The following is a 23,071-nucleotide window of genomic DNA, read 5'->3' as shown; positions in this document are numbered from 1 at the left end:
AAGACTTGGAGGTATGGCACACGACGAACCCCGCAAAGCTGAAGATATTGAATGCTGGTTGACCGATATGGACGGCGTGCTGGTGCACGAAAATCAGGCCGTCCCGGGCGCTGCCGAGTTGATTCAACGCTGGGTGGACACCTCCCGACGCTTCCTGGTGCTAACCAATAATTCGATTTACACCCCGAGGGATCTGGCCGCCCGGTTGAAGGCCTCGGGTCTGCAGATTCCGGAGGAGAATCTGTGGACCTCGGCGCTGGCGACAGCCGAATTCATGAAATCGCAAATGCCCGGAGGCCGTGCCTTCGTGATCGGTGAGGCTGGGCTGACCACCGCCCTGCATGAGGCTGGCTTTATCCTGACCGACCAGAGTCCCGATTACGTGGTGCTCGGCGAGACTCGTAGCTACTCCTTCGACGCCATCACCAAGGCGATTCGCCTGATTGGCGAGGGCGCCCGCTTCATCGCAACTAATCCGGATGCCACCGGGCCGTCCAAGGAGGGGCCGCTGCCGGCCACCGGGGCGATCGCCGCTTTGATCACCAAGGCCACCAACCGAGAACCTTATGTGGTGGGCAAACCGAATCCGATGATGTTCCGCTCGGCAATGAATCAGATTGAGGCGCATTCGGAAACCACCGCAATGATCGGGGACCGGATGGACACTGACATCATTGCCGGTATGGAAGCAGGTTTGCACACTGTCTTGGTGCTCACCGGGATCACCCAGCCCGGCGATGTTGACGCCTTCCCGTTCCGACCGGACCAGACCCTCGAGTCGGTTGCCGAGCTGATTCCGCTGATCTAAGCGTCGCAATAAGAGGATGCACGGTGGAATCTGCCACTTCAAGACCATGAAATGAACCGACTGCTGCGCCATCCAAGCACGCCAACACTGGGCGAGCCACTAACCACCAGTTGTCACCAACACCGGGTGACTTCTCACCATACTTCGTGAGTAGCCACCCGGCAGTTGAGAGGCGTGAACTACTAAATAGTCAGGAGACTACGTATATTTCCTCATGTATTTGCTCAATCTTGTGATAGTCATTCTCCAATTGAGCCTCATCTTCGTGGGTCATAAAAAACCGCAGCGGACTCGACAGTAAATCAGTGGTTGGTCGAATTACGTCTCCGGGTTTCTTTTTCACGGTCAGATCTACCACGCTCGGAAAGTCACGTATTCGTGACACAAGCTCATCATCGATTGAAACAACGGTTCCGCTATGCGAAGTTGGGGCGTTATAAACGACTGCGGGCTGCCTAACTGTGTAGGGCTGTTTAAGATAATTATCAGTAAAATCCTTAGAAGAGGCATACAGCTGAGCTGTGAGCTTCGCCTGATCTGTGCCGAGGCAAATATCATGTAGAGCCGGGTGCATATTGCCATTCAACCGGCCTCCAATCTCGACCAGAGCCGGCCCATCCGCTTCCACAATGATCTCAGCATGCGCTGGCCCGTTCTGAATACCCAAAGCATCTAGAACTCGAGTGACGTATTCACGAAGCGAGTCACAGATTGGATCCGATGGCGCAACCAGGACATCACGATTGTAAATGGGGCTCCCGTCATCGAGGAGAAACTTCTCATAACGCCAGATGCCAACGACACGGGCTTGGCCATCACAGGAAACAGTATCCACAATGTACTCAGTGCCCGCTAAATACGTCTGAACTAAGACTTGGTCATTAAGCTCATCGAAAATATCGCGTTTTCCAAGAATCCTTCTTGCTGCCGAAAGCACCTCCGCTTCAGATCGACAAACAACGACGCCGTCTGTTGATGCTGAGGAGATGGGCTTTACTACACATGGCCAATGAGCATTGGTTCTTGCCCAATCCGCCGCCGCCTCAGCACTATTAGCGAGGCTTTGCTTCGCGACTTTTAGGCCCGCTGCACCTACCGTCTCGATCATCTCAAATTTGTTTCGCCTCGCCGAAGAAAGCGCGGAACCATTGGTTCGGAGATTAAGGGTCTCGCTAAGCCAATCTGCTAGCGGAACGCCTGGCTCCTGCCCTGCAATGACAAACGAAGGTTGTAGGGCTTGGAGCTCAGCCACAACGTCATCCCGGCCCATGGCGAGCATCTTGCAATAGCCATCAGGATTGGGTTGAAGCATAGTGGTCATCGGCTCCGGAGTGCTAAAAACATGAACTAAATCAATTCCTAATTCATCGAAAACAGGAGGTAGATAGTTCCCCGTACTGTAGGCATCCACAAGAACGCCTACAGTACGTTCAGGAATCATTGATCCCCCACAGCTTCATTGCGAGGCTTGATCCCAAGTTTGTCCAGCTTTTCCACCCATTCGGCTTTGTCTTGCTCTGAGCGGAGTACACAGAAGTTGTTGCCCTCCAGATCTGCCATCACCACCCAACCCTCACGACCTTCATTGTCACGGTGATCTTCGAGAATGGTTGCCCCCATGTCTTGAAGTCGCTGCACTTCTTCAGCCTGAGTGCAGTCGGTAGGTTTGATATCCAGATGCATCTCTGTTGGGCGAATTCGCTCGCTATCGCTAGGACGCTCTCTTTCGAAGACGAGCGCAGGCAACCCATCACCTGTGGTGATGAGGAGGCCACAAGGATCCTCAGGATAATTTCGGTTGGTCGGATCTTCGGTGTACCCGATCACTTTCGCCCACCACAAGCTCTGTCCGTACGGATCCTTGCTGTCAACCGATACGCGGAGAATTTCAGAGGTCATTTTGCTACCTTTTCTTTCGTTTTAATAGTCAGCGCCGGATGACGCTGTACGTCTGTGATCGCCGATATCAGCAATACTCTGAAGGACATTAGCCGGATGCTCGGCCAATCGATGCAGCAGATGGAGCCACCAAGACCGGCCATAACAGCAGTAAATTCTGCAGGGAACTCCCTCCTCCTTAAGGCTCTTCAGGAGCCCCGGTTGAACCCCATGAAGCATTTCAACTTCTTCGACTCTCGAGAGCAAGCCCTCATTTCTCGCCATTGAAATAACCGCAGAGTCGTGAGTCGCCATCGACGTCTTTATCCCCAACTCGAGCATGTATTCAAGTAAACTCTCATACCTCCGATTGAGCTCTTCCCCCCTAGGCAGCGCTAGCTGCACTGGCTCGTCATAAACACCCTTAACAAGCCGCACCTTCGCTCCGATTTCGGCTACCCGAGCAATATCATCACGAGTTCGATGAAGGTAGGCTTGGAGCGTTATCCCGATATTTTTATGATCTTTTGCAAGCCGTTCAAAAACCCTCAAAATATTGGGGAGTTGTTCACTGTTTTCCATGCTCAGGACGATGTGAGCGTTTTGTTCGGCAGCCACGGTGAGCAAGCGCGCTGTATTCTCCTCGGCGAGCTGCCAACTCAGAGTTGAACCCAGATTGGATAGATCGAAGCCTAGCTGTACGGGCTCATCGATAGCTCCGGGGAGATGCTTAAGAAGCGCTAGATATTCATTGACAACGATGTCAATTTCTTCTGCTGTTTTAGCCTCTTCGCCAACTAGCTCGACCGCAAGCCGATAGCCCTTGGCCGCTAAAACCGGGAACTTCTGCAACAAGCCAACGGAATCTTCGCTAAGAATATATCGGTTAGCTGCTGGCCAAAGCGTCTCCCTAAGTAACTCACCATTGTCGAACGCGGCTCGGTACTCTGGCGAGCGTGCCAAGCGCCTGAGAGTTCGACTAGCCTCCGCGTCATACAAGTTTTCATCAAAAGTCATTGATTTCCTTTAGTTTTCTGAGTCTTAGATCGAAAGACTTTGTCAGCGCTTGATACCGGCCACTTCGTCTATGCTTCGTCGGCTTTCATCTTGTCGTTTGATTTTTGGCCGCTCCCGGGAGGAACCTTCGGGCTTCGCGACAAGAGATACAGCGGTGCCGCTGCTGCCAACACGACCCCCGCGACAATGAAGGCCAGCGCCGATGATGCCCAACCAACTACCTGAGTGAGGACGATCAATCCCAGCGCATTGGCGAGTTGATTGGCAGTTGAATTCACCGAAGATGCGGTGGTGCGATGGGGGCCCTCAATGGCATCGTGCACCATTGAGTTATGGAGTGGAGTAGCAGCGCCATTGATGATGTACGAAAAAAGGTAACCGAGGACTACGCCTACTGGTCCAGCCACCAAGCCCATTGCAATCACCGCAATACCTTGTACTATTTTCAAAGTGACCGCAGCGCCAACACGTCCGAATTTCCGGGTGAGTAACGGTAGAGCAGCTGCCCCGAGCGCGGACACTCCCCAGCCTGCAGCAGTGACAGGACTGAGAATAACGGCAGCGACACTTTGAGAAGTAATCTCTTCGAGTCGAAGCGGCACCAGGGTTTCGGTAGCAACCATTCCGAATCCCCACAGAAGCTCCACGAGTACCAAGCCCAGAAGAATTTTACTGTTTCGAACCAACCGCAAGCCGTCCCGCAGAGTAGCCGGAACGCTCCGGATTGCTCGGCCGAAGGGCTGTGACGATGACAACTTTGTCTCCGGTATGAATCGCAGAGAAGCCGCCAAAACGATGAGATTGATAGCTACCGCTAACAACACCGGTTGATTTAGCGCCGTAACTCCTGGAATCGGATGCCACCAGACAAGAACGCCGCTGAGCAAGCAACCCGCACAAATTGACCATCCCAGAACTGCCCCAGAGAGCCTAAATCCTCTTTCAATTGAGTCTTTTTTCCCGAGGGCGATCATGGAATCCACATACCAAGCGTTCAAGGTTCCGCTATCCAAACCTCTGTAAAGTCCCTGCAATACGGAAAAAATGACTAAACCGCTGAGCGTCGGGATGGTCGCTAACGCTAAGTGGCTCATGAGGGTCACAGCAGCCGCAGTAAGCAGAACCGGCCTGCGCCCCCAAGTGTCCGCCAAGCTGCCAGCTGGCAAATCCATGAACAGCCAAATGAAACCCCGCAAACTAAGCGCGACACCGACATCCGCAACCGAAATGCCTCTCTCCAGACAGAGCAGTACCAAGGAAGGAATTAATAGACCAACTGGCACCCAGCGCAGCCCGTAAAGTGCCAAAAATCTCCGCAACACCTGCGAAGCTGTGATGTTTTCAATACCCATTGGTGTCCGCTCCCTTCCGGCCATCCCGCACGTTGCTGTGTCGGGTTAAGTCGGGCGATGAACTCTCAGTTTCAGGCATTCCACTGCATTCGGACGAGGATTCGACAAGGGCAGATTGGAACAAACTGAGCTCGGCTTCTAAACAACTCTCCAAAGTTTCGATTTTGACAAACCCGTGACCCTCACCCGCGATAGTCTTATAGGTGTTCCTTATCCGAACTTTCTCATCGCCCACAGAACCTACTGCGTCGATTAAGGCCCGAGCCTGTTCCGGTGGACAAACAGTGTCTTCTTCTCCTTGGAACAGTGCAAAAGGCACTCGGATCGAACTCGCACTGCTTAAAGGCGAACGCTGCCGATAGACCTCACGCTGTTCGGGCCAAGGACCGAGGAGTGAATCGAGATATCGCGACTCAAAGTCATGAGTCCCGTTTTCGTACCACAGCTCAGGTGAGATCACCGGATAGTAGATAGCAGCCGCTGCAAACCTTCCAGACTCTTTGCCGATTGCACAAGCCGCTGTCCAACCACCCGCGCTACCACCGCGAATAGCAAGCTTCCCAGCTTCGCCCTCCTCCAGTAGCTTATGGGCTACAAACTCAACATCCATCACATCGATAACTCCCCAGTTTTGCTGAAGTAGCATCCTAAATTCGCGGCCAAAACCCGTGGATCCACCATATTGAACGTCTATTACCCCTATTCCCCGGCTGGTGAAATAGCTGAACTCCTGGCTTCTTATGGCTTGGCTGCGGCTTGTTGGCCCGCCGTGAGCGACAACAATATAAGGCGGTTTTTGTCCCGAAGGGGCGGTGAAAATCGGACTATAAGGTCGATACTGATGGGCATGAACCTCACGCCCATCAACGTGGCGCCAAACGCGGAGTTCAGGAACAGAGGTATATTCATCGTTCGAGGATATACCGGGCCGGATGGTCTCCCAGGTGTTAGTTTCCGGATCAACCGTTATGACGGTACGCCGATGAACCGGAGAAGCAGCCACCGCGACTATTTTCCGACCGTCGGTTGAGATTGAGAACCATTCCGTAAATGGCGTATCCAAATCAGTCAGATGCCCGTAGATATCTAGAATTCCCAGCCGCCGAGTGTTCCTGCCATGCACCACGGCGATCGAACCGTTATCCAGCGGCACAAACCACCGCTGACCGATCCGCCATAATGCGTCCGCAAATTCCTCGGCCGCCGCGTGTAGATTTTGACGGGTTCCGTCTTCATTGATTTGATCAATGTTCCACCAGCCACTCCGATCGGTCACCACCAGCAATGCTCCGCGATCGCTGGTTGACCATTCCAATTGAGTAATCGACTCCGCGTCCTTACCTGCAACGCACATTGCAGATAGCGATTCATCACCTTGGGGAATTTCGGCAATCATGACTTCCGTACGATCCCAGGGCATGGCCGGGTGATTCCAGCCGATCCAGGCAACTCGTCTACCATCGTCCGAAATCTTCGGTCCGGTCATAAAGTCATGGCTGGCGGCCCTGACTCGCACTAGCGAGCCATCGGATGCTGCCGCTCCCGAGATCGGAAATGAGACAATGTGTCGCTGCACATTTTGGCCAGCCTCGTCCAGCACAGTCTCTCTTAAACACCAGATTTGATGGTTTGTCACGGAAAATTCGGAGTATCGGTATTCTCCTTCGATCGCCTCGGGCGTCAGTGCAACTCGATCATTCCCAGGTCTCAAGAGATAAACGCGCTGATCGACGCCATCAACAATGAGCAAACCATCCGTATCAGATCGTGAGACTGGCGCCCACGGCACCCCACCATAGCCAATGACTTTGCTCTGGACCGAAGATTCCCAGCGAATATCTCCAGACTTTCCTTCGTGCGAGCGAACCAGTGCGCGACGTCCCGCTTCTGCTGGTCGTGACTCAATCCAGCACGGATCGGATCCGTAGAATCCTGCCCATTCGACGGGAGCATCGCATTGAGCTACTTGATAAGCAGTAATCGGTGAAGCCCATTTTCCAAAGGGAAGCACTGAAGATTTATGCATGCTGCTCATATTTCCGGTAGTCGATGACTGGATTACCAGAGCGACTAGAATCAAGCCAGTATTGCATTGTTGGTTGGTCGCCGGAGATCCAAAAGTGCCCATCCAGATCTGTCCAGTCCGCCAGGGCGTTTAACTGAGCGGCATAAGCTACCGCGTTGGCGGGTTCGAGGAAACTGCCCAGCATGCTTGTCCGCCCGTTCTGACGCAATCTCTGCAGGGACTGAATTGCCGGAAACAGGCCCCCCATCCGCATGATTTTAACGTTGGCACCGACCCCGATCCGCAGAGCCCGTTCGATATCACGTTGATCGTGGATGCTTTCATCAAGCACGATAGATGTGGACGGCAAGCTCTCCTTGATTTCCTCGAGTAACGTTTCATCTTTGGTCGGGTCTTCTAAAACTGCGGGCGCAAGACTTTGCACAGCAGCAGACAACTTCTGCCACGCATCCCGATCCCAACCTTCATTGACGTCGAGCATAATCGGACCTGCCTGCCCCTGCAGACTCTCGATGACCTCAAGGTCGTGTGCTCCCCCGACTTTGACTTTGAGCGGTCTTTGTCGAACTGAAGCGTCCTCCCCGATCGGCACTGTGTGTAACAACTGGATCTTCCCAGGCTCCGGTAGGCGTAGTACTTCCCAAGTTGATTCGTCTCTAAGACGGGCACACCGGTCGAGCAAAGCCATCTCAGCAAGCAGAAGAGCCGGACCAGATACCCGCCCCCGCCAGCTTCCCAATGCTTTTTCGATTTCTGCTACCTCGGACAGCTCGCTTTCCGAAAAGCCCTGTTCAACGATGTCCCTCGCTTCTTGCGCGATGAGTTCCGCATTTTGATCGAATGCCGAATCGGCCGAGATCTCGCCACTGCCAGCGCTCCCGTCTGGCCCGGTCAATACTAGGTGAAGTAGATGCACCTGGGAGGTAACCGCATGCGATACTCGGAATTCACGCTCCAATTTGAACGGCTCAAGGCTCACACTAACTGTGGTCTTCAACTCCGCCACCTTTCGTTCCGCTCCAGCAAAGTTCCGAGCCCGTCGAATACTGACCCGTCGGCCATCGTGAACTGCACAGTTCGGCTGAGCATACGAACGTACTCTTCAACCTCACTCGCCTCGCCCGCCGCCGTACCGACTATTACTCCGATGCGGTCTCGGCTGCTTTGATATCTCCTGATAGACCCGCCGGACGTCACTGAAAGTTCTGCATGAAGCACCCCGGGCTCGTCCAGCACAACTGGCCACCCCTCAATCGCCACAATTTCTCCCGGTGGCGGGGTGAGATAAATTGCCGCGGTTTGCCTGGGTGGCGATAGTTTTTCCTTCGGAACTGCCGAGCCGACCGCGTCTGCGAAAACCTCACTGAAATAATCAACGCCCGAGGCATATTCCGCCATCAGATGAATCCAGTCACCACCCACCCGAGTATGAATCTCGCCAAGAGTTACCTCGCCCTCCTCGATCCAGCCTTCGATGTGGAACACCCCAAAGCTCAAATCCAGGGCCTCGAGTGCCCGAGTTGTTGAGTCCTCTATTTTGCTCCGCTCAGCCGGCCCGTACGGAGCGGGTACAACGTGCCCCACCTCAACAAAGCAGCTACTCGAAAGCGTTCGCTTGGCAGTGCAGGCAAGGTAAACCGGTTCGCCTTGCAGAAAGTAACCTTCGATGCTGAACTCTTCGCCGTTCACGTAGCTTTCCGCTATAAAGTGGGAATCTGGCTCTGGTAGCAATTCAATTGCCGCGGGAAGTTCTTCGGGGCCATTTACTAAACTCACTCCGATGCTGGCTGTTCCCGCTCGCGGTTTAATAATGACTGGTCCTGATTCTCGTGTAACAAAGAGTTCAGCCTCTTCAAGCGAGCTACACAGCTGAAAGCGAGGCTGTGTTAGGCCGGCCGAGGACAGCGCGGCGCGGCAGAGATCTTTATGGATGGCGCGGTGGACGCTCTCGACTGGGTTGCCACGGGCCTGCAGTGCTTCAGCAATCTCTGCTACCGCCAACTGCATGGCATCACGCACACCGAAAACCACTTGATACGGTTCTTCGAGGTCGTTGATGTAGCGTCGCCGCTCAGCTGTATCGGCAAGGCTGACAGCAACTACATGGTCAGCGAGGTCACAGACCGCTTGGGCTTCCGGACTCTCAATATCGGAAAAAGTTACGGTTATCTCAAATCCCAAGTTCTTCGCGGCAGTCATTGCCCGACGGCAGGCATCAATGCTGAGGTCAGAGGGGCCGGCCCCACCAACCATCAGTAGCTTAGTTGCGCTCATTAATAAGGTCCGTATCCGCGCCCTGATTCGCTAGAACATATAGATCATCTTTTAGCTTTTGAATCTGCTGATAGTCGGCGCGAATTTCATTTTCAGTCTCGGCTATCTGATGTAGACGGAAAGTTGCGCTGTATAAGTCTGCCGTTGGCACGAGCTGATCGCCTGGACGCTGGCGGGGTACGAACTCCCGAACAGTCGGCAAATTCCGAATGTCGTTCGCCACCGTCTCATTGACCGCCAGCACCTCCCCGGATTGTTCGGTGATTCCGTAAGTCACGCTCCCATGGCGAAGTTTTCGATAGGTGCGACCCGCATATTCGGAGTTAAATCTGGCTGGGTCGGTGTAGGCGAGAGCCAGCACATCAGCCTGGTTTGTTCCAGTGCAGGCATCATGAAATGCTGGCAGCAATGAGCCAGAGGTTCGAGCCCCTACTTCAACGAGGGCCGGCCCATCCTGGGTAATAATAACTTCAGCGTGCGTTGCGCCATTACGAATCTCGAGGGCCTCTAAGGCCAGATCTAGATAGTTGATAATCTCGGCCGCAACCGGATCCGTCTCGGGGTCGACGATCTCACTTCGATCATAAACTCGGTGACCATTGAGCAATCTCTTGTGGTATCGAGTGATGCAGCAGGTGTACCTGCTGCCATTTAGCGAGACCGTGTCGATATTATATTCATCGCCGTCAAGATAAGACTGGACGAGGATGTGATTATTCTGAGTACCAAAGATGTCCCAGCTACCGAAAAGTTTTTCACAAGCCTCACGCACCTGCCCAACATCGGTGCAGATAGTAACTCCGTCCGATGCAGCTGAGGAGATCGGTTTAACCACCACCGGCCAGGCGCCGTGTTGCTCAACCCAGTCCAGAATCTCCCCGATATCACCTGAGCGCATTTGCTGCGCAGAATTCAAACCTGCACCCTTGATGGCCTCGATCATTTCAAATTTATCCCGACGAGCTTTGCTCATTCGAGTACCATTTCCCGGCAGGGCCAATCGCTCAGCGAGTTTGTCAGCTAACTCCACGCCCGGTTCCTGACCCGCAACCACGCAACTTGCCCTGAGCCCACGTAGCTGAGTTACCACCTCCTCAAAATCTTGGGAAGCCAGCACATAATCGTAGGCTTCTAAGGCAGGTGGTTTCATCGTCGTCATCAGCTCAGGCGTAGATTGCACATGGGCCAATTCTGCCCCGGCACGACGAAAAGCCGGAGGTAGATGATTCCCACTGGTATATCCATCGACAATCACAGCGAGACCGGACGATAGGTGAGTTCCCATAGTGGATGTTTCCCTTCAGGAGTCGAATGGGGCAAGGTATAGTTCGATTGGCGGATCCGGGCTCAAGTAAAAGTGGCCTCCAGGCAATTCTCGATGGCGGAACTCACCGGTTGTTAGTTCTGACCAACGTTCGCCGTCCTGATAACTCACATCTGGGTCAGTGGCCCCCCTGACCACGAGCAACTCGCAACTCAATGCGGGACCAGGCATTCGTTTATATCTCTGAAGCATTTGATAGTCCGCTCGGAGATACGGCAATACAAGTTCCCGCACCCTGGGGTCGGCAAGCAGTTCTGGGTCCTCATTGGTTCCCCCTAAAGAGACCAACGATTGCATCGCGGCGTCGTCGTCCCAAAGAACCTCGGAGTCAACGACGTTTCCACTCTCGTCCGGAACCCGACAAGCAGAGGCGATGAGCCGGCTTGGCTGAAACTCTGCGCTTGTCGCCAACCGAGCCACCTCGTAGGCGAGCACAGCGCCCAAACTATGCCCGAAAAAAACCACATCTCGCCCGCTAAAAGAAGGCAAAGCCTGGTGAACTGCCTTCGCCATCTCGCCTAAATCTTCATAGCAGTCTTCCATCAAACGGTCTGCCCGTCCTGGGTACTGAACAGCGAGAATATTTAGCTCGGCCGGCGAAGACTTCGCCCAGGTGCGGAAATAGTTCGCTGACCCGCCAGCGTGGGGAAAACAAACGAGCACTTTTCTTGCGGCCGGGTCACCATTAAGCACACGCAGCCACTCACTGGACTCAATCATTGAGAACCCTAGCGGGGCCTGCGATAGCCGAACGATACCCGCCGAGGACGAGCATTTCAGTCAGATCTTCCACGGAACGCACACCGTAAACGTCTTCGAAGGGCAACTCAATACGTGTGGACTTAGCGATATCATCAATCAGCCGAATCAAGTCAAGTGAGGTTCCGCCCGCCTCAAAAAAACCTATCCCGGGCTGAGGCTCCGAACCGCTATGTTCAGTCCATAGCCGCGTCACCGTAGCAACAATTCCGGCCGGATCCGCTGAAGCAGAAGAATTACTAATGGGCGTGGAGTCGCGTTCAGCTAAAGCTTTCCGGTCGATTTTTCCAGAGGTATTCAACGGAAAAGCAGTCAATTCATCTAGAAAATCTGGAACCAGATAGCTTGGGGCTTTAGCAAGCAAATGTGTTCGCAGGTCGGCGAGACTAGATTCGGGCTCCCTGAGGCGGACAAACGCTCGGATCCTGCGCTCGTGGCCCTGGCCTACAGCAATAGCAGCCACCTCCCGGACTAGAGGTTCGGAAAGCAGCAAATTCTCGACTTCAGTCAGATTGACTCGATGGCCACGAACCTTAATTTCGTGATCGACCCGTCCCCGGAATTCAAGGTTTCCATCAGGGAGCATGGCTACTTGGTCACCAGTTCGATATATCCGATCAGAGGGATTGGATGAAAACGGGTTACTAATGAAAGCCTCATTGGTAGTAGCTGGATCATTGAAGTATTCCAGCGCTAGCCGATCTCCCCCAACATACAGTTCTCCAACCTCCCCTTGAGCCACGGGCTCCAGATCACCGTCAAGAACGTGGCAGCTTGCACCTGCTATTGGGACACCGATCGGGACAGCACCTTCAGGTCTCTGCCATTCGCTTAGCCGGAATGCGGTGCTGATGATCGTGTTCTCAGTAGGTCCGTAGCAGTTCACGATATCCAACTGAGGACAACTCTCGATTGCGATCCTCGCCTGCTCGGCGGGCATTACGTCACCGCCAATAATTAGACAGCGCAGCCGCTGTAACTCCTCGGCATACCGCTCGACCATCAGGGCAAATATTGCCGGGGTGAGGACAGCTACGGTTACCAGCGGATCGGCAAGCAACTTGGCCGTCTCCGCTAAGGACAAAACTGAATGCGGCGCGCAAAGCACCGAAGCGCCGATCAACAGCGCTGACCAGATCTCAAGCATCGACGGGTCGAAAGCCAAAGTGGTATGAACAAGAAAAACGTCATCGGCATGTAGCTGCGTGGGACCCGGGCGCTGACTAAGTGCAGCTAAAGCACCTTGCGGCACGACCACGCCCTTTGGCGTTCCGGTCGACCCGGAGGTGAAAAGGATATAGGCAGCACTATCTTCGGAGCCTTGGCTAGAGGCTTTCACGCCAGGCTGAGACTCAGCGAGTTCGGTAATGCATTTCTGCGGACACAACACGGTGGAAAGCCGGTAATCGCCAGACGTCAAGATCATCTCAAGATCCCCGAGCTCAACTATTCTTATGATGCGTTCCTCTGGGTGGGCGGGATCCAACGGAACAACACAGATTCCCGACAACCATGCACCCAGCATGGCTACAATGGTCTGCTGGCTACCGACCCCTAATACACCTACCCTGGCACCCTCCAAGACACCCTCAGATCTAAGTGCCACCGCGAGTTGATTGGCCAACTCCCAAACTTGTGAAAAGGTGTAGTCCCCGGAGGGATCCCGGATCGCTACCTTTTCCGGGTTAAGCTCAACTTGCCTGTGGAACGCAGCGGCAATTGGCTCAAAGTAATTTCGATTCGTCATTCGTCTTCTATCTCCGCTCGCAGCGTCTTGACAAGTTTTATTTGGGCTCCGAGAGATTGAGCTTTGAGTAGATCAGCCAGCTCGATAGCCAGCGATAAGCTTGATTCAAGATGCCTGGCTAATCGAATCAACAGCAAGGAGTCACCACCTCGCTCAAGAAAATTGTCGGTGGTTTGAAGATCATCGTGACCAAGCAGATCCCGCCAAGCTTCGCGCACTGCGGCTTCTGCCGAGGTGAACGAAACCTCGGCAGGCTGATTAGCCACCTGGTGAGTTGAAGATGTAACGTCTCCCAATGACGCTTCCGGAGCAACGAACTGTTTCCTATCCATTGCTGATCCCGGCAAGTGAAGACGGCGTCGGTCCACCACTCCGAAACTCAAATCGATCGGCTGCCCCTCGACCCACAATCTGGCGAGTGTGTCAGCAGGTCCGCTCAACATGGACTTTGCCGCCCCGCCCAGCGGAAGCGTTTTCACTCCCGCGGCCGCAGCCATTACAGATAAGGCCTGACCCGGTCCGACTTCAATCGCACGCGCCTCGGGGTATAAGTCGCGCAATGTTTGAAGACAGTCCCCAAAATTGACCGTCTCCACAATGCCATCCGCAAGGAAATCCAAGGACGATAAAACGCTACCCTCTTCAATCAAGTGAGCAGTTTGACCAGTCACCATCGAGACGTTGGTAGGTTCTGCGCTTAGCTCCTTCGTGTAATTTCGAAGTTGTGTCGCCGCCTGAGCCATTAAGCTGCTATGGAACCCGTGGCTGGTGAGCAGTCGCCGAGTTCGATACTTCCCAGCCAACTGCTTTTCAAGTTCATCAATGTCTTCCAGTCGTCCACTCAGAACTTGACCCACTGGCCCGTTTGACGCCGCCAGTTCAATGAGCCCGGTCGCCTTCTTCAAAATCTCCTGGACAGCCTCAGCTGAGCAGGAGACACTTAGCATCGCCCCTTCAGGACAAGCCTCCATCGCCTCAGCGCGACGGGTTACTAAGGCCGCCGCATGACCTAAACTGAGCATTCCAGATAAACAGGAGGCAGTGATCTCTCCTAGGCTGTGACCCGCTACGCAAAGCGGAGTTAGCCCGAGTTCCTGCAGTGCTGTCGCCGCTGCCCATTCGAGAGCAAAGAGAGATGGCTGCGCCAAGGCTGTGCGGTTCAGCTCTTCCGGGTCAAATCCTAAGTCAGTCAACGCCCGGCGTATTTTATCTGCAAGCTCCGGTTCAAAATGGTCCAAACATGATGCGAGCTGATCCGAGAAACCAGGCAGTTGCTCAACGAATTCGATTCCCATTCCTGGGCGCTGGCTGCCCTGTCCCGGAAATAGAAAAATAATAGGAGCGGGCCCATGCGTCGGGACAGTGCCTCGGACGCCCTTTCCGCTTCTGAGAGCGTCAACAGCCTCGGCAATCGTTCGGCCGACTACCGCCATGCGCTCGGGCAGTTCAGCTCGTCCAACGCTTAGGGTATGGCTTACCTCGGCGAGCTCCACCGATGAGCTAGCCAGGTGACCCGCGAGTTCCTGTCTGGTCTGGTCTAATCTGCCTTCCTCAATAGCTGAAAGAGGAAGGATCCTGATGGCCTCAGTAACGTCTTTACCATCGGTAGCCTCGACTATCGGCGGCTGTTCAACGATGAGATGTGAATTAGTTCCGCCGATCCCAAAAGAGCTGACCCCCGCTCTCCGCAAGCCCGGCGACAACCATGGCTCAGCATTAGCAGGCACCCGCAGCGGGGTCTCAATCTGTTCAAGAAGGGGGTTGAGACGATTGAAGTTTGCCAATGGGGGGATCTCGCCGCTAGCAACGACCTTGAGCGTCTTGAATAGTCCAGCGAGACCAGAGGCAGCGTCGAGATGACCGATATTCGCTTTGAGTGCACCTATCGGTATCGCTCCTTCGCTCACCCCAGCCTCGCGAAACACTTCTGAAGTCGAAGACCACTCAATCGGATCCCCAACCTTTGTTCCGGTACCATGCATCTCGAGGTAACCGATCGAAGAGGCCGTGATATCCGCCGCCGCGAGCGCGGCGCGCATGGCTCTAGCCTCACCCTGAGGTGAAGGCGCATTAAAACCGGCCTTTATGGATCCATCATTATTGATCGCCGAGCCAAGTATCACACCATGCATTGGCACTTCATTTTCTGCATCAGCATATCTGCGCAGCACAATCGCTAAAGATCCTGAACCGCCGACCGTGCCATTTGCTTCAATATCGAAGGGCCTGCAGACGCCGTCAGGTGACATGATTCCGCCGCGGCTATAGCGATAGCCCGCGTTGGGCCAGCCAGCAGAAGCGGCCACCACAACAGCCTGATCGCAGTCGCCATCAACCAAAGCCTGCATGGCCAGATGAACGGCTACTAGAGAGGACGAACATGCTGTGAGGACACCCATCGCTGGACCATTCAAACCCAGGTGATAGGCAATCCGAGAGGCCATGAAATCTCGCCCGGTCCCCACCTCAACCTGCTCGATGACCTCTTGGTCGAGATCCGGGCGACTCAGTATGCGAGCTGCATAACGACTGGAGCTTGAGGAGGCAAAAATTGCCGTTCTAAGGTGATCTTCCAGCGGATTACGACCTGCGTCTTCTAAGGCGAGCCAACTTCCTTCCAGCATCAGTCGATGTTGCGGATCGATCAGTTGGGCCGAGCGCGGCGGTATGCCGAATAGTTCGGCATCGAAGCGGTCAATATCTCTGATACTGCCTCGGACCGGAACATAGCTCGAGTCAGAGCGAACCTCGCGGGGAATTCCCATGGCTGCCAGGTCAGCATCGGAAAAACGACTGGTCAGCACTTCCCCGTCGCAAACCGCAGACCACCACTCGGCCAAGTCCTCAGGACCTGGAAGCCTCGACCACATACCAGTGACTGCGATATCAAGTGAGCGATCCCGCATATCGTTCACTTCGTCGCAAGTCGCCGCGAGCGAGCTGCTGCGGAAGCTAGTCGGGATTGCCGTAGCCCCGTGGAACTATTGTCTTTTGTCGCGCTCTGCTGCCGCCCTTTAGTTAGCAGCTCTGCTTGGGCGCTTACCGTTGTCGCGGTAAATAGGTCTACTATAGACACTTCGATTCCGGTTCTGCTCAGTAGCTTCGCTCTCAGCGCGGGCACTAATAGCGAATGCCCGCCAGCATCAAAAAAGTTAATATCGTGAGCTACAGAATTCATCTTTAGAACCTCGCACCACACGGTGTGAACAACATCGATAGTTTCTGACACCGGGGCTGCTTTGCCATCACGGGCCGGAACTTCGGTTAAATACTCCTGGGCCATACTCTTGAGTCTTTCCCGGTTCAACTTGCCGTGAGTTGTCCTCGGTAGGCCGGGAACAACTCTTACCGAGCTGGGTAGCATCGCGGGAGGCAAAACTCGTGCAAGTTTTGTCCGGATCTCGCCTACTTCGGTTTTCAGAGACTCGTCAATGAAAGCGGTTAGTGTCGCATTGTCGTGAGTTACCGCAGCCACTTCAGTGGCCGACAAGGTCAAGCGCATTAGACTCTCAACAGCTTCCAAATCCACTCGTTGGCCTCGAATCTTGACCAGCGAGTCCCGCCGCCCGCGGAATTCAAGTTCGCCATTTTCGGTCCACCGCACATAATCTCCAGTACGATACATTCGCTGAGCCTTAGCGCCCAATGGATCCGGAACGAACACGGAGTCCGTGTCTTGTGGTCGATGTAAATAGCCTCGCGCGAGGCCAGGGCCACTAATGCACAGCTGGCCAGTAGCGCCCCACGGCATCAACCTGTCATGTCGGTCTAATACGTAGGTCCTGACCCCCGGAATCGGTTTCCCGATAGAGACTTTCTCCGGCCGATTAAAACGCGCGTAAGTGGCCCAGATAGAAGTCTCGGTCGGACCGTATTCATTGACCAATTCTGCTGCTTCAGCCCATTTGAAATGTCGCTCTACTGTGACTTCGGAGAGGCTCTCGCCCGCGGTTATCACGGTCTTCAACGAGGTGGGTCGACTAATTTGGCTACGATCAACTTCGTCGAGCATGGCGCTGTAAAGCGCCGGCACAGAGAGCATCATGGTTATGGCATGAGCATCCAGCAGATTGAGGATCTCCCGCGGATCCTGAATCTCCTCGCGCTGGGCAACGACCAAGCACCCACCGCTGGTCAAGGTGCCCCATAAACCTGCCAGCGAAGAATCAAATGACATCGGTGACAGTAAGAGAAACTTGTGACGGCCCGGGTAGACCTCGCGTCGAGCGGCGGTGGAAGCAGCCAAAGAACCATGCTCTACAACGACGCCCTTAGGTTCGCCGGTACTACCAGATGTGTAGATAATATAAGCCGCGTCATTCATTTTGACTTCGCCAAGGGGCGCCGAGGTAGTCCGAGATGCCGCAATTTTCGGATTGATGACCTGCTGGACGCTCTTCAGATCAAACTCGGTGATAACTATCTCGATACCAGCGTCGGAGAGGATCGCATCGATCCGTTCCTGGGGATATTCAGGATGCATCGGAACGTAGGTTCCACCCGCTCTCAGGATGGCCAGAGCTGAAACGATGCCTTCGACCGAGGGATGGAGAAGGGTTCCAACCGGAGCTTCTTTGCGGAGCCCCGCTTCCAAAAGAACCTGGGCCAAATCAGCTGAACGTTCTTCGAGCTCTTGGTAGGTCAGGCGAGCATCGGCACCTACTACTGCTAGGCTGTGAGGATTTTCGGCAGCCAAGTCAGTGAAGAGCTCGTGAACCGGACGAGTTCCCTTATTTTCGAGAGCTGGCCCGCTGCCGGTATCCAATTGTTTGCCCCGTTCCGCCTCCGATAACTGCCCGAGAGCTGACACGGTTCGCTGGAGGGTCATCTGGGAAAACCCATCGGCAACGTTCTTGACTATTCGCCTAATCATCGATTCTGAATAGAGGCGTCCTCGATAGAGGGCGACTAACTCAGCGGTCTCACCATAATCTCGCAAAGTAAGCGTCAGATCGTAGAGAGAGACCGGCATCGGCAGTTCAATAAGCCCTACACGGACGCCTTCTAAGCTGGGGCTCGGCGGCCGCGATTCATAATTGAATAGCACTTGAAATATGGGCGTCCGGTTGCCGTCAGCTCCACCCCTCAGCCGACGTACAAGCTCCTCGAAGGCAATGCCCCGATGGGAATAGGACCGTAAAAGCCTGCGGTGCACATGGCCAAGGTATTCTCCGATAGACATCTGATGATCCACCTGGATCCGCACCGGCACCGGATTGACGAACATTCCAACCGTGTCTATATGGGCTGGAGCACGGGTGTCCATGGTTCCGCCCACCACAATGTTCTCAGCGTCTTTATAATGGCTAAGTGTGGCGGCAAACGAGGCCAAGCCAATCACTTGGGGCGTCGTTCGATTCGTTTGCGCTAGTTCGCGAATTGCCTCAAGCTGAGGCCCGCTCAGCGGCTGGCGCACTGATGAGGCTAACCGATCTTCTTCTACAGTCGCAGGCGGAACACCTAGAGGATCCTGATCATCAAGTACTCCTATCTCATCAACCCAGGCATCGATCTGGGCCTCGGAAGGACGGCTCCGGCGTTCTTCCACGACGTAGTCGAGATAAGTTTGATCTTCCTTGGATGCTGGCTGCCCTGCATAATTGTGAGCCAACTCCGACACCACGATACTTAAGGATCGACCGTCGAGGACTGCGTGATGAGCAACGATGATTAGAACATGCTCCTCGGCACGGACGCGGAGCAAGACTGCTTCGGCCAGGGGACTGTCTATCAGTGGGAAAACCTTGCGGGCGGCTAAATCAAGTTCCTCGGCCACTGCCTTCGGCGAGGCATCCTCATACCGCATTTGAAGATTATCGACTTCCCAATAATCCCGGCGCGGCTCATCACCACATTCCAGCACTCGTAGCCGTAACTCGCGATGCCGATGAAGAACCCTTCGCCAGGAAATTCGAAGTCGTTCAGCATCAAGCGATCCATGCAGTCGAGCCGCCCAGGCGACAGTGAATTCGGGGCTCGCCGAACGCATCTTATGAGCAAACCAGAGTCGTTTTTGAGCATTTGATAATGCATCTTCCGCAGCTTTCACTTCTGCGTCATCATTGGAAATATCAGTCGAAACTTCACTCCCTATAAAATCGCCATCAGCCTGGTTCTCGCGATTAAATTGTGGATTCATATTGTCCCCCGAGGTCAGCTTCCGGTGCACTCACAGGCTACGTGCCTTGAACGAAGTTTGTCGAATAGGTCACATTTTCATCAGCCGACAGCTGGCAGATTGATCTGGCTGGCTGGCGACTTTGAAGGAAAGTTTGCGGATCCGCAAACCTGGCTGAAGAAAGCTTACTGAGGCTCAACTACTTGCACCTGACTCAGCGGGAATAGTCGAACCTCTAGTTTGTCGAAACCATTCAAAAAGGCAGAGGCACTGGGAACCGGTGCGTCTGATAAATCCATTCGCGCGACGCGTTCAAGCAGCACTTCAAGAAGAACTCGAATCTCCGTTCGACCAATTGCGGCTCCGATGCAGTAGTGAGGCCCGCCTCCCAAACTCAGATGAGGATTGGGACGGCGGTCAATTCTGAATTCGTCGGGATTGTCGAACACGGTCTCATCACGATTGCAGGAAGGGATCCAGATCACCACCCGATCACCCGCCTTCATCTTGACACCATCAATTTCGACATCAGCGCTAACCGTTCGCATAACATGCATTGGCGGGGACGCCCACCTGAGTATTTCCTCCACGGCCGAGCGCACTAAGGTACGGTCTGCGCGCAGTCTCTGCCATTGCTCTGGGTTGGACGCGAATGCCAGAATCGCTGCCGAGACCGCATGTCGCGAAGTTCCTAAACCGCCGTTGACCAGTCCGTCGCAGTTGAGAAGAACTTCGTCGTGAGAAAGAGAGCCTTCCGACATTGAAGCCTGAGTCAGCAGGCTGACAATGTCTTCCCCGGGTTCTTCTGCACGCCATGCAACCAGCTCTGTGAAGTAGGAAAACACTTCTGAACTGGCAGCGGCTTGTTGAATTTTTCTCGCCGGGTCATCCAAAGTGGTCTCGTCAAAACTAGATCTGACAAGTTCACTGAGCAACTCGGTCTCTTCTGCCGGAGTCCCCATCATCTGCCCCATGACACAGGTCGGAATTGCGTCCGCAAGCTTGTCCACTACGTCTATCGACTCCCCAGTTATCAGGGGTTCTATCAATTTCTCGATCTGGTCTCGAAGCACCTCCCCCAAAGCCTTTGCGTTTTTAGCAGTGAACCACGGTGAATGAGCGGCACGTATCCTTTGATGGGAGGCGCCGTCTGCAACTACAAGCATGCGATTCGCCGCTGCTCCGACAGAAGATTGATGGCCACCGATCCGCATTCCCTCCGAAGAAATAAAGATCTCGGCTTTCTCAAGAATTTGACGCGCGGGTGCATGTGAAGTGACCGACCAGTACTGCCCATGACGTTCTGATTCAAGTCTGATAATGGGGTGTTCTCTGCGTGCTCTCCGCCAAGAATCTAGATAGTTAGGTTCAAGGAAGGTTGTGGGTTCAGTAAAATCCGGATCATTAGCACGCAGGTTCATCACTTTCCTCTTCTGCCTCAGCTCAACTGAGGCAATAACTTCGTTTACGGCACGCGGACGCCTCTGACAAATACGCCCTCGAGGAATCATCGCATATGCTGCTGTAAATAGTGATCCAGCTAACAAAAAACGTTCGTCTACCATTAGGCTATATTTTTGTCATGATGTGGAGGCCCTCGCCGAGCATCCATCTAGGCCGCAACTCATGGTGGATGGATGACGCGTCAATAGTTGCGGCTCAATACGGGAGATGTAGGAATGGGAGATAAGTAAGGCGAAAGCCGCGCGACGCCTTGGCAGCAATCTGATCAGCTGGGGACAATGAAGAAGGGGAGTTGCAGCGTTGGTTACTGATACGCGCAAACACATATTGACTCCGCCGCTGGCGATCGAGCTTGCCGGAGAAAGAAGACATCTAGAATTTTGGCGAGAGCTAGGGCAGTTTCTGGAGTCAACTGAAGCCGTTGATCTAATTAGCCTGGGACAAGATCCAAACGCCGACCCCAGAGCTTTGTACAGAGCCATGGGTGAGCAAAGATTACTGGCCCCATGGTTTCCGCTCGAATTTGGCGGACGAGCCCTCGGCCAAATCGAGGCGGTGATGGTGCTCAATGCTCTTGGCATGGTAAGCGTTGTGGACACGCTCTACGTCACTTCGCTTCAAGTGGTTGGAAACGTTCTGCTGGACCATGCCTCTGCTCAGCTGCAACAAGAATTCTTACCCGAATTGGCGTCCGGACGTCTATCCGCGAGCGTACTCTATTCGGAAAAAGGAGCTGGCTCTGACCTCCTAGGCATTAGAACCCGTGGCGAAAAAGCCGACAGCGATGGATGGCTGGTAAGTGGGGAAAAATGCTGGTCCGCCAGAACACCATTGGCCTCCCATGCGCTCTGCGCCTTCCAAACCGAGAAGTCACCATCGAACCCTTACTCCGGTTTCACCCTGGGCCTCATTGACCTCAGCGATCCAGGAGTGGCTTTGCAGGAAGAACCCACTCTGAGCGATGAGGCGTTCTATCGGGTATCACTCGATAAGGTGCTGATACCGTCAGCGAGGATGGTTGGTGGTACCGGCGAAGCATGGCCCATTATTAGCTCTTCGATCTCTTATGAACGCACCGGAATGGACTACCTGACGCGGGCCACTCGGTGGCTTGATTCAGCTGATGGTTTTGTCGACACCAATAGACTCCAGAGGTTACGGGACCGTATCGCCGCAGCTTATTTTCTAGCGTATCGGACTGCGGATGAGGTTGATAGAGGTGGTCGAGACGACCGGGATGCTGCGCTCGTAAAGCTAGTCGCCAGCGAACTAGCTCAAGAGTCGGCTTATTTAATAGCCGAAGCAGGCCTGGCCGCGCACCCGGCAATTTTGGAGGCACCGGGGCTCACAATCTCTGCAGGACCAAGCGAGATGCTGGTAGACATGATCGCCAATCAGATCCCAGAATCCGCAGTGGGAGGCACGTTATGACATTGTTCAATGATCCGGTTGCCATAGAATTTCGCGACCTCGCCGCAGCAGCATTTGCCGGGCGCGACCCTCGAGACTCAGATGAGATTCTCACCGGCTTAATCGAGGCGGAGTGCCTCAGCCTCGAACTCAGTACTGATCTCAACGGCATGGGTCTTGGTTTAACTCCCTCAGTCGAAATTTTTGCTGCTATTGGTTTGACTGGAGCGGATGTGACGGCAGCTGAGCGTGCCTTCGCATCGCTCGACGCACTAGGAGAACACGGAGATGACGAAGCCCTGGAATGGTCTGAGCGTGTTTTGGCTGGGTCAACCGAACTAATCCAGGTATCTAACGGCTGGCAGCTACAGGAGTGCGGCAACTCTTTCGCACTTAGCGTCGGACCTCAGTGGAGTTCTCGCAGGGCGATTCGTCGCGCAAGTTATTTGATCGGTTTGGCGGACTGCTGTTATCAAGAAATGGTGTCCCACACGCACAGGCGTCAAATCGCTGGAGCCGGGTTATTTTCCAAACAACTCGTCGCCGACAAAGTAGTAAGAATCTTGGCAGAGATTCGTTTGGCATCCTCGGCCTGCCGAGAAGCAGCCTTAGCGGCAGACGCCGGAGCAGAAAACCGTGTGGCGGCTGCCCTTCGAGCGCATAGATTAGCTATCTTCGCGGCCCAGAAGGCGAGCAGATCACTCGTGCAGTTGCGAGGAGCGAGGGGAATGACAGCTCACAGTACGAGCGGCCAGTTATACAAGCTCTCTCATCAGCATTCCGGAACCGAAGACCTCGGTTGCAGCTTTAGTGAGCCTCGGCTCGAGCAGCAACCTTTGCCTTTAGCTGTGGCTGACTCCGGGATACAGCACTGACCACAGGCATAACGAAAGC

16 protein-coding genes are annotated in these 23,071 nt (G+C 54.2%); 3 read left to right on the top strand and 13 right to left on the bottom strand.

Annotated features, from left to right (window positions below; translation table 11 throughout):
* Positions 1-13: 13 nt before the first annotated feature.
* Positions 14-808: an HAD-IIA family hydrolase gene (locus UM93_RS15380; RefSeq protein WP_045076395.1), complete on the top strand. Its 795-nt coding sequence runs from the start codon at positions 14-16 to the stop codon at positions 806-808.
* 190 nt (positions 809-998) lie between these two features.
* Here UM93_RS15380 and UM93_RS15375 read toward each other — a convergent pair whose 3' ends face one another.
* From UM93_RS15375 to UM93_RS15315, 13 genes are all read right to left on the bottom strand, one after another.
* Positions 999-2,249: an ATP-grasp domain-containing protein gene (locus UM93_RS15375; protein ID WP_045076394.1), complete on the bottom strand. Its 1,251-nt coding sequence runs from the start codon at positions 2,247-2,249 to the stop codon at positions 999-1,001.
* Positions 2,246-2,707 (bottom strand): VOC family protein, encoded by a 462-nt coding sequence (locus UM93_RS15370; protein ID WP_045076393.1) that lies wholly within the window; start codon positions 2,705-2,707, stop codon positions 2,246-2,248. The genes UM93_RS15375 and UM93_RS15370 overlap by 4 nt, the downstream gene beginning before the upstream one ends.
* A gap of 21 nt (positions 2,708-2,728) precedes the next feature.
* The gene (locus UM93_RS15365; protein WP_045076392.1) at positions 2,729-3,703 is read right to left on the bottom strand and encodes a proline dehydrogenase family protein; all 975 of its coding nucleotides are present in this window, start codon (positions 3,701-3,703) and stop codon (positions 2,729-2,731) included.
* Positions 3,704-3,771: 68 nt separating this feature from the next.
* On the bottom strand, positions 3,772-5,055 hold the full coding sequence (locus tag UM93_RS15360; RefSeq protein ID WP_045076391.1) for an MFS transporter: 1,284 nt from the start codon (positions 5,053-5,055) through the stop codon (positions 3,772-3,774).
* Positions 5,045-7,081, bottom strand: coding sequence for an alpha/beta hydrolase family protein (locus UM93_RS15355; RefSeq protein ID WP_157874176.1), 2,037 nt, complete (start codon positions 7,079-7,081; stop codon positions 5,045-5,047). Before UM93_RS15355 ends, UM93_RS15360 begins: the two co-directional genes overlap by 11 nt.
* A complete protein-coding gene (locus tag UM93_RS15350; RefSeq protein ID WP_157874175.1) occupies positions 7,074-8,078 on the bottom strand; it encodes an enolase C-terminal domain-like protein in 1,005 nt (334 codons plus the stop codon). Before UM93_RS15350 ends, UM93_RS15355 begins: the two co-directional genes overlap by 8 nt.
* Complete coding sequence (locus tag UM93_RS15345; RefSeq protein WP_045076389.1) at positions 8,075-9,355, bottom strand: ATP-grasp domain-containing protein; 1,281 nt, start codon at positions 9,353-9,355, stop codon at positions 8,075-8,077. The genes UM93_RS15350 and UM93_RS15345 overlap by 4 nt, the downstream gene beginning before the upstream one ends.
* Positions 9,342-10,640, bottom strand: a complete 1,299-nt coding sequence (locus UM93_RS15340) for an ATP-grasp domain-containing protein (protein ID WP_045076388.1) — start codon at positions 10,638-10,640, stop codon at positions 9,342-9,344. The genes UM93_RS15345 and UM93_RS15340 overlap by 14 nt, the downstream gene beginning before the upstream one ends.
* A 15-nt stretch (positions 10,641-10,655) precedes the next feature.
* Positions 10,656-11,399 carry a thioesterase II family protein gene (locus UM93_RS15335; protein WP_045076387.1) on the bottom strand — a complete coding sequence of 248 codons (744 nt, stop codon included), beginning with the start codon at positions 11,397-11,399 and terminating at the stop codon, positions 10,656-10,658.
* Positions 11,392-13,185 carry a non-ribosomal peptide synthetase gene (locus UM93_RS15330; protein ID WP_045076386.1) on the bottom strand — a complete coding sequence of 598 codons (1,794 nt, stop codon included), beginning with the start codon at positions 13,183-13,185 and terminating at the stop codon, positions 11,392-11,394. Before UM93_RS15330 ends, UM93_RS15335 begins: the two co-directional genes overlap by 8 nt.
* On the bottom strand, positions 13,182-16,091 hold the full coding sequence (locus UM93_RS15325; RefSeq protein WP_045076385.1) for a type I polyketide synthase: 2,910 nt from the start codon (positions 16,089-16,091) through the stop codon (positions 13,182-13,184). The genes UM93_RS15330 and UM93_RS15325 overlap by 4 nt, the downstream gene beginning before the upstream one ends.
* Positions 16,092-16,096: 5 nt before the next feature.
* Positions 16,097-19,324, bottom strand: a complete 3,228-nt coding sequence (locus UM93_RS15320; protein ID WP_052663834.1) for a non-ribosomal peptide synthetase — start codon at positions 19,322-19,324, stop codon at positions 16,097-16,099.
* A gap of 164 nt (positions 19,325-19,488) precedes the next feature.
* Positions 19,489-20,868, bottom strand: a complete 1,380-nt coding sequence (locus UM93_RS15315; protein ID WP_199921770.1) for a cytochrome P450 — start codon at positions 20,866-20,868, stop codon at positions 19,489-19,491.
* Positions 20,869-21,067: 199 nt separating this feature from the next.
* On the opposite strand from UM93_RS15315, the gene UM93_RS15310 reads away from it, so the two are divergent.
* On the top strand, positions 21,068-22,198 hold the full coding sequence (locus tag UM93_RS15310; protein WP_324606734.1) for an acyl-CoA dehydrogenase family protein: 1,131 nt from the start codon (positions 21,068-21,070) through the stop codon (positions 22,196-22,198).
* Positions 22,195-23,052, top strand: coding sequence for an acyl-CoA dehydrogenase family protein (locus UM93_RS18140; protein WP_045076382.1), 858 nt, complete (start codon positions 22,195-22,197; stop codon positions 23,050-23,052). Before UM93_RS15310 ends, UM93_RS18140 begins: the two co-directional genes overlap by 4 nt.
* Positions 23,053-23,071: the final 19 nt, after the last annotated feature.

This window comes from Psychromicrobium lacuslunae, assembly GCF_000950575.1.
GTDB classification, from domain to species: domain Bacteria; phylum Actinomycetota; class Actinomycetes; order Actinomycetales; family Micrococcaceae; genus Renibacterium; species Renibacterium lacuslunae.
The sequence above is the reverse complement of the archived record's forward strand: the minus strand, read 5'-3'. Positions and strand labels throughout refer to the sequence as shown.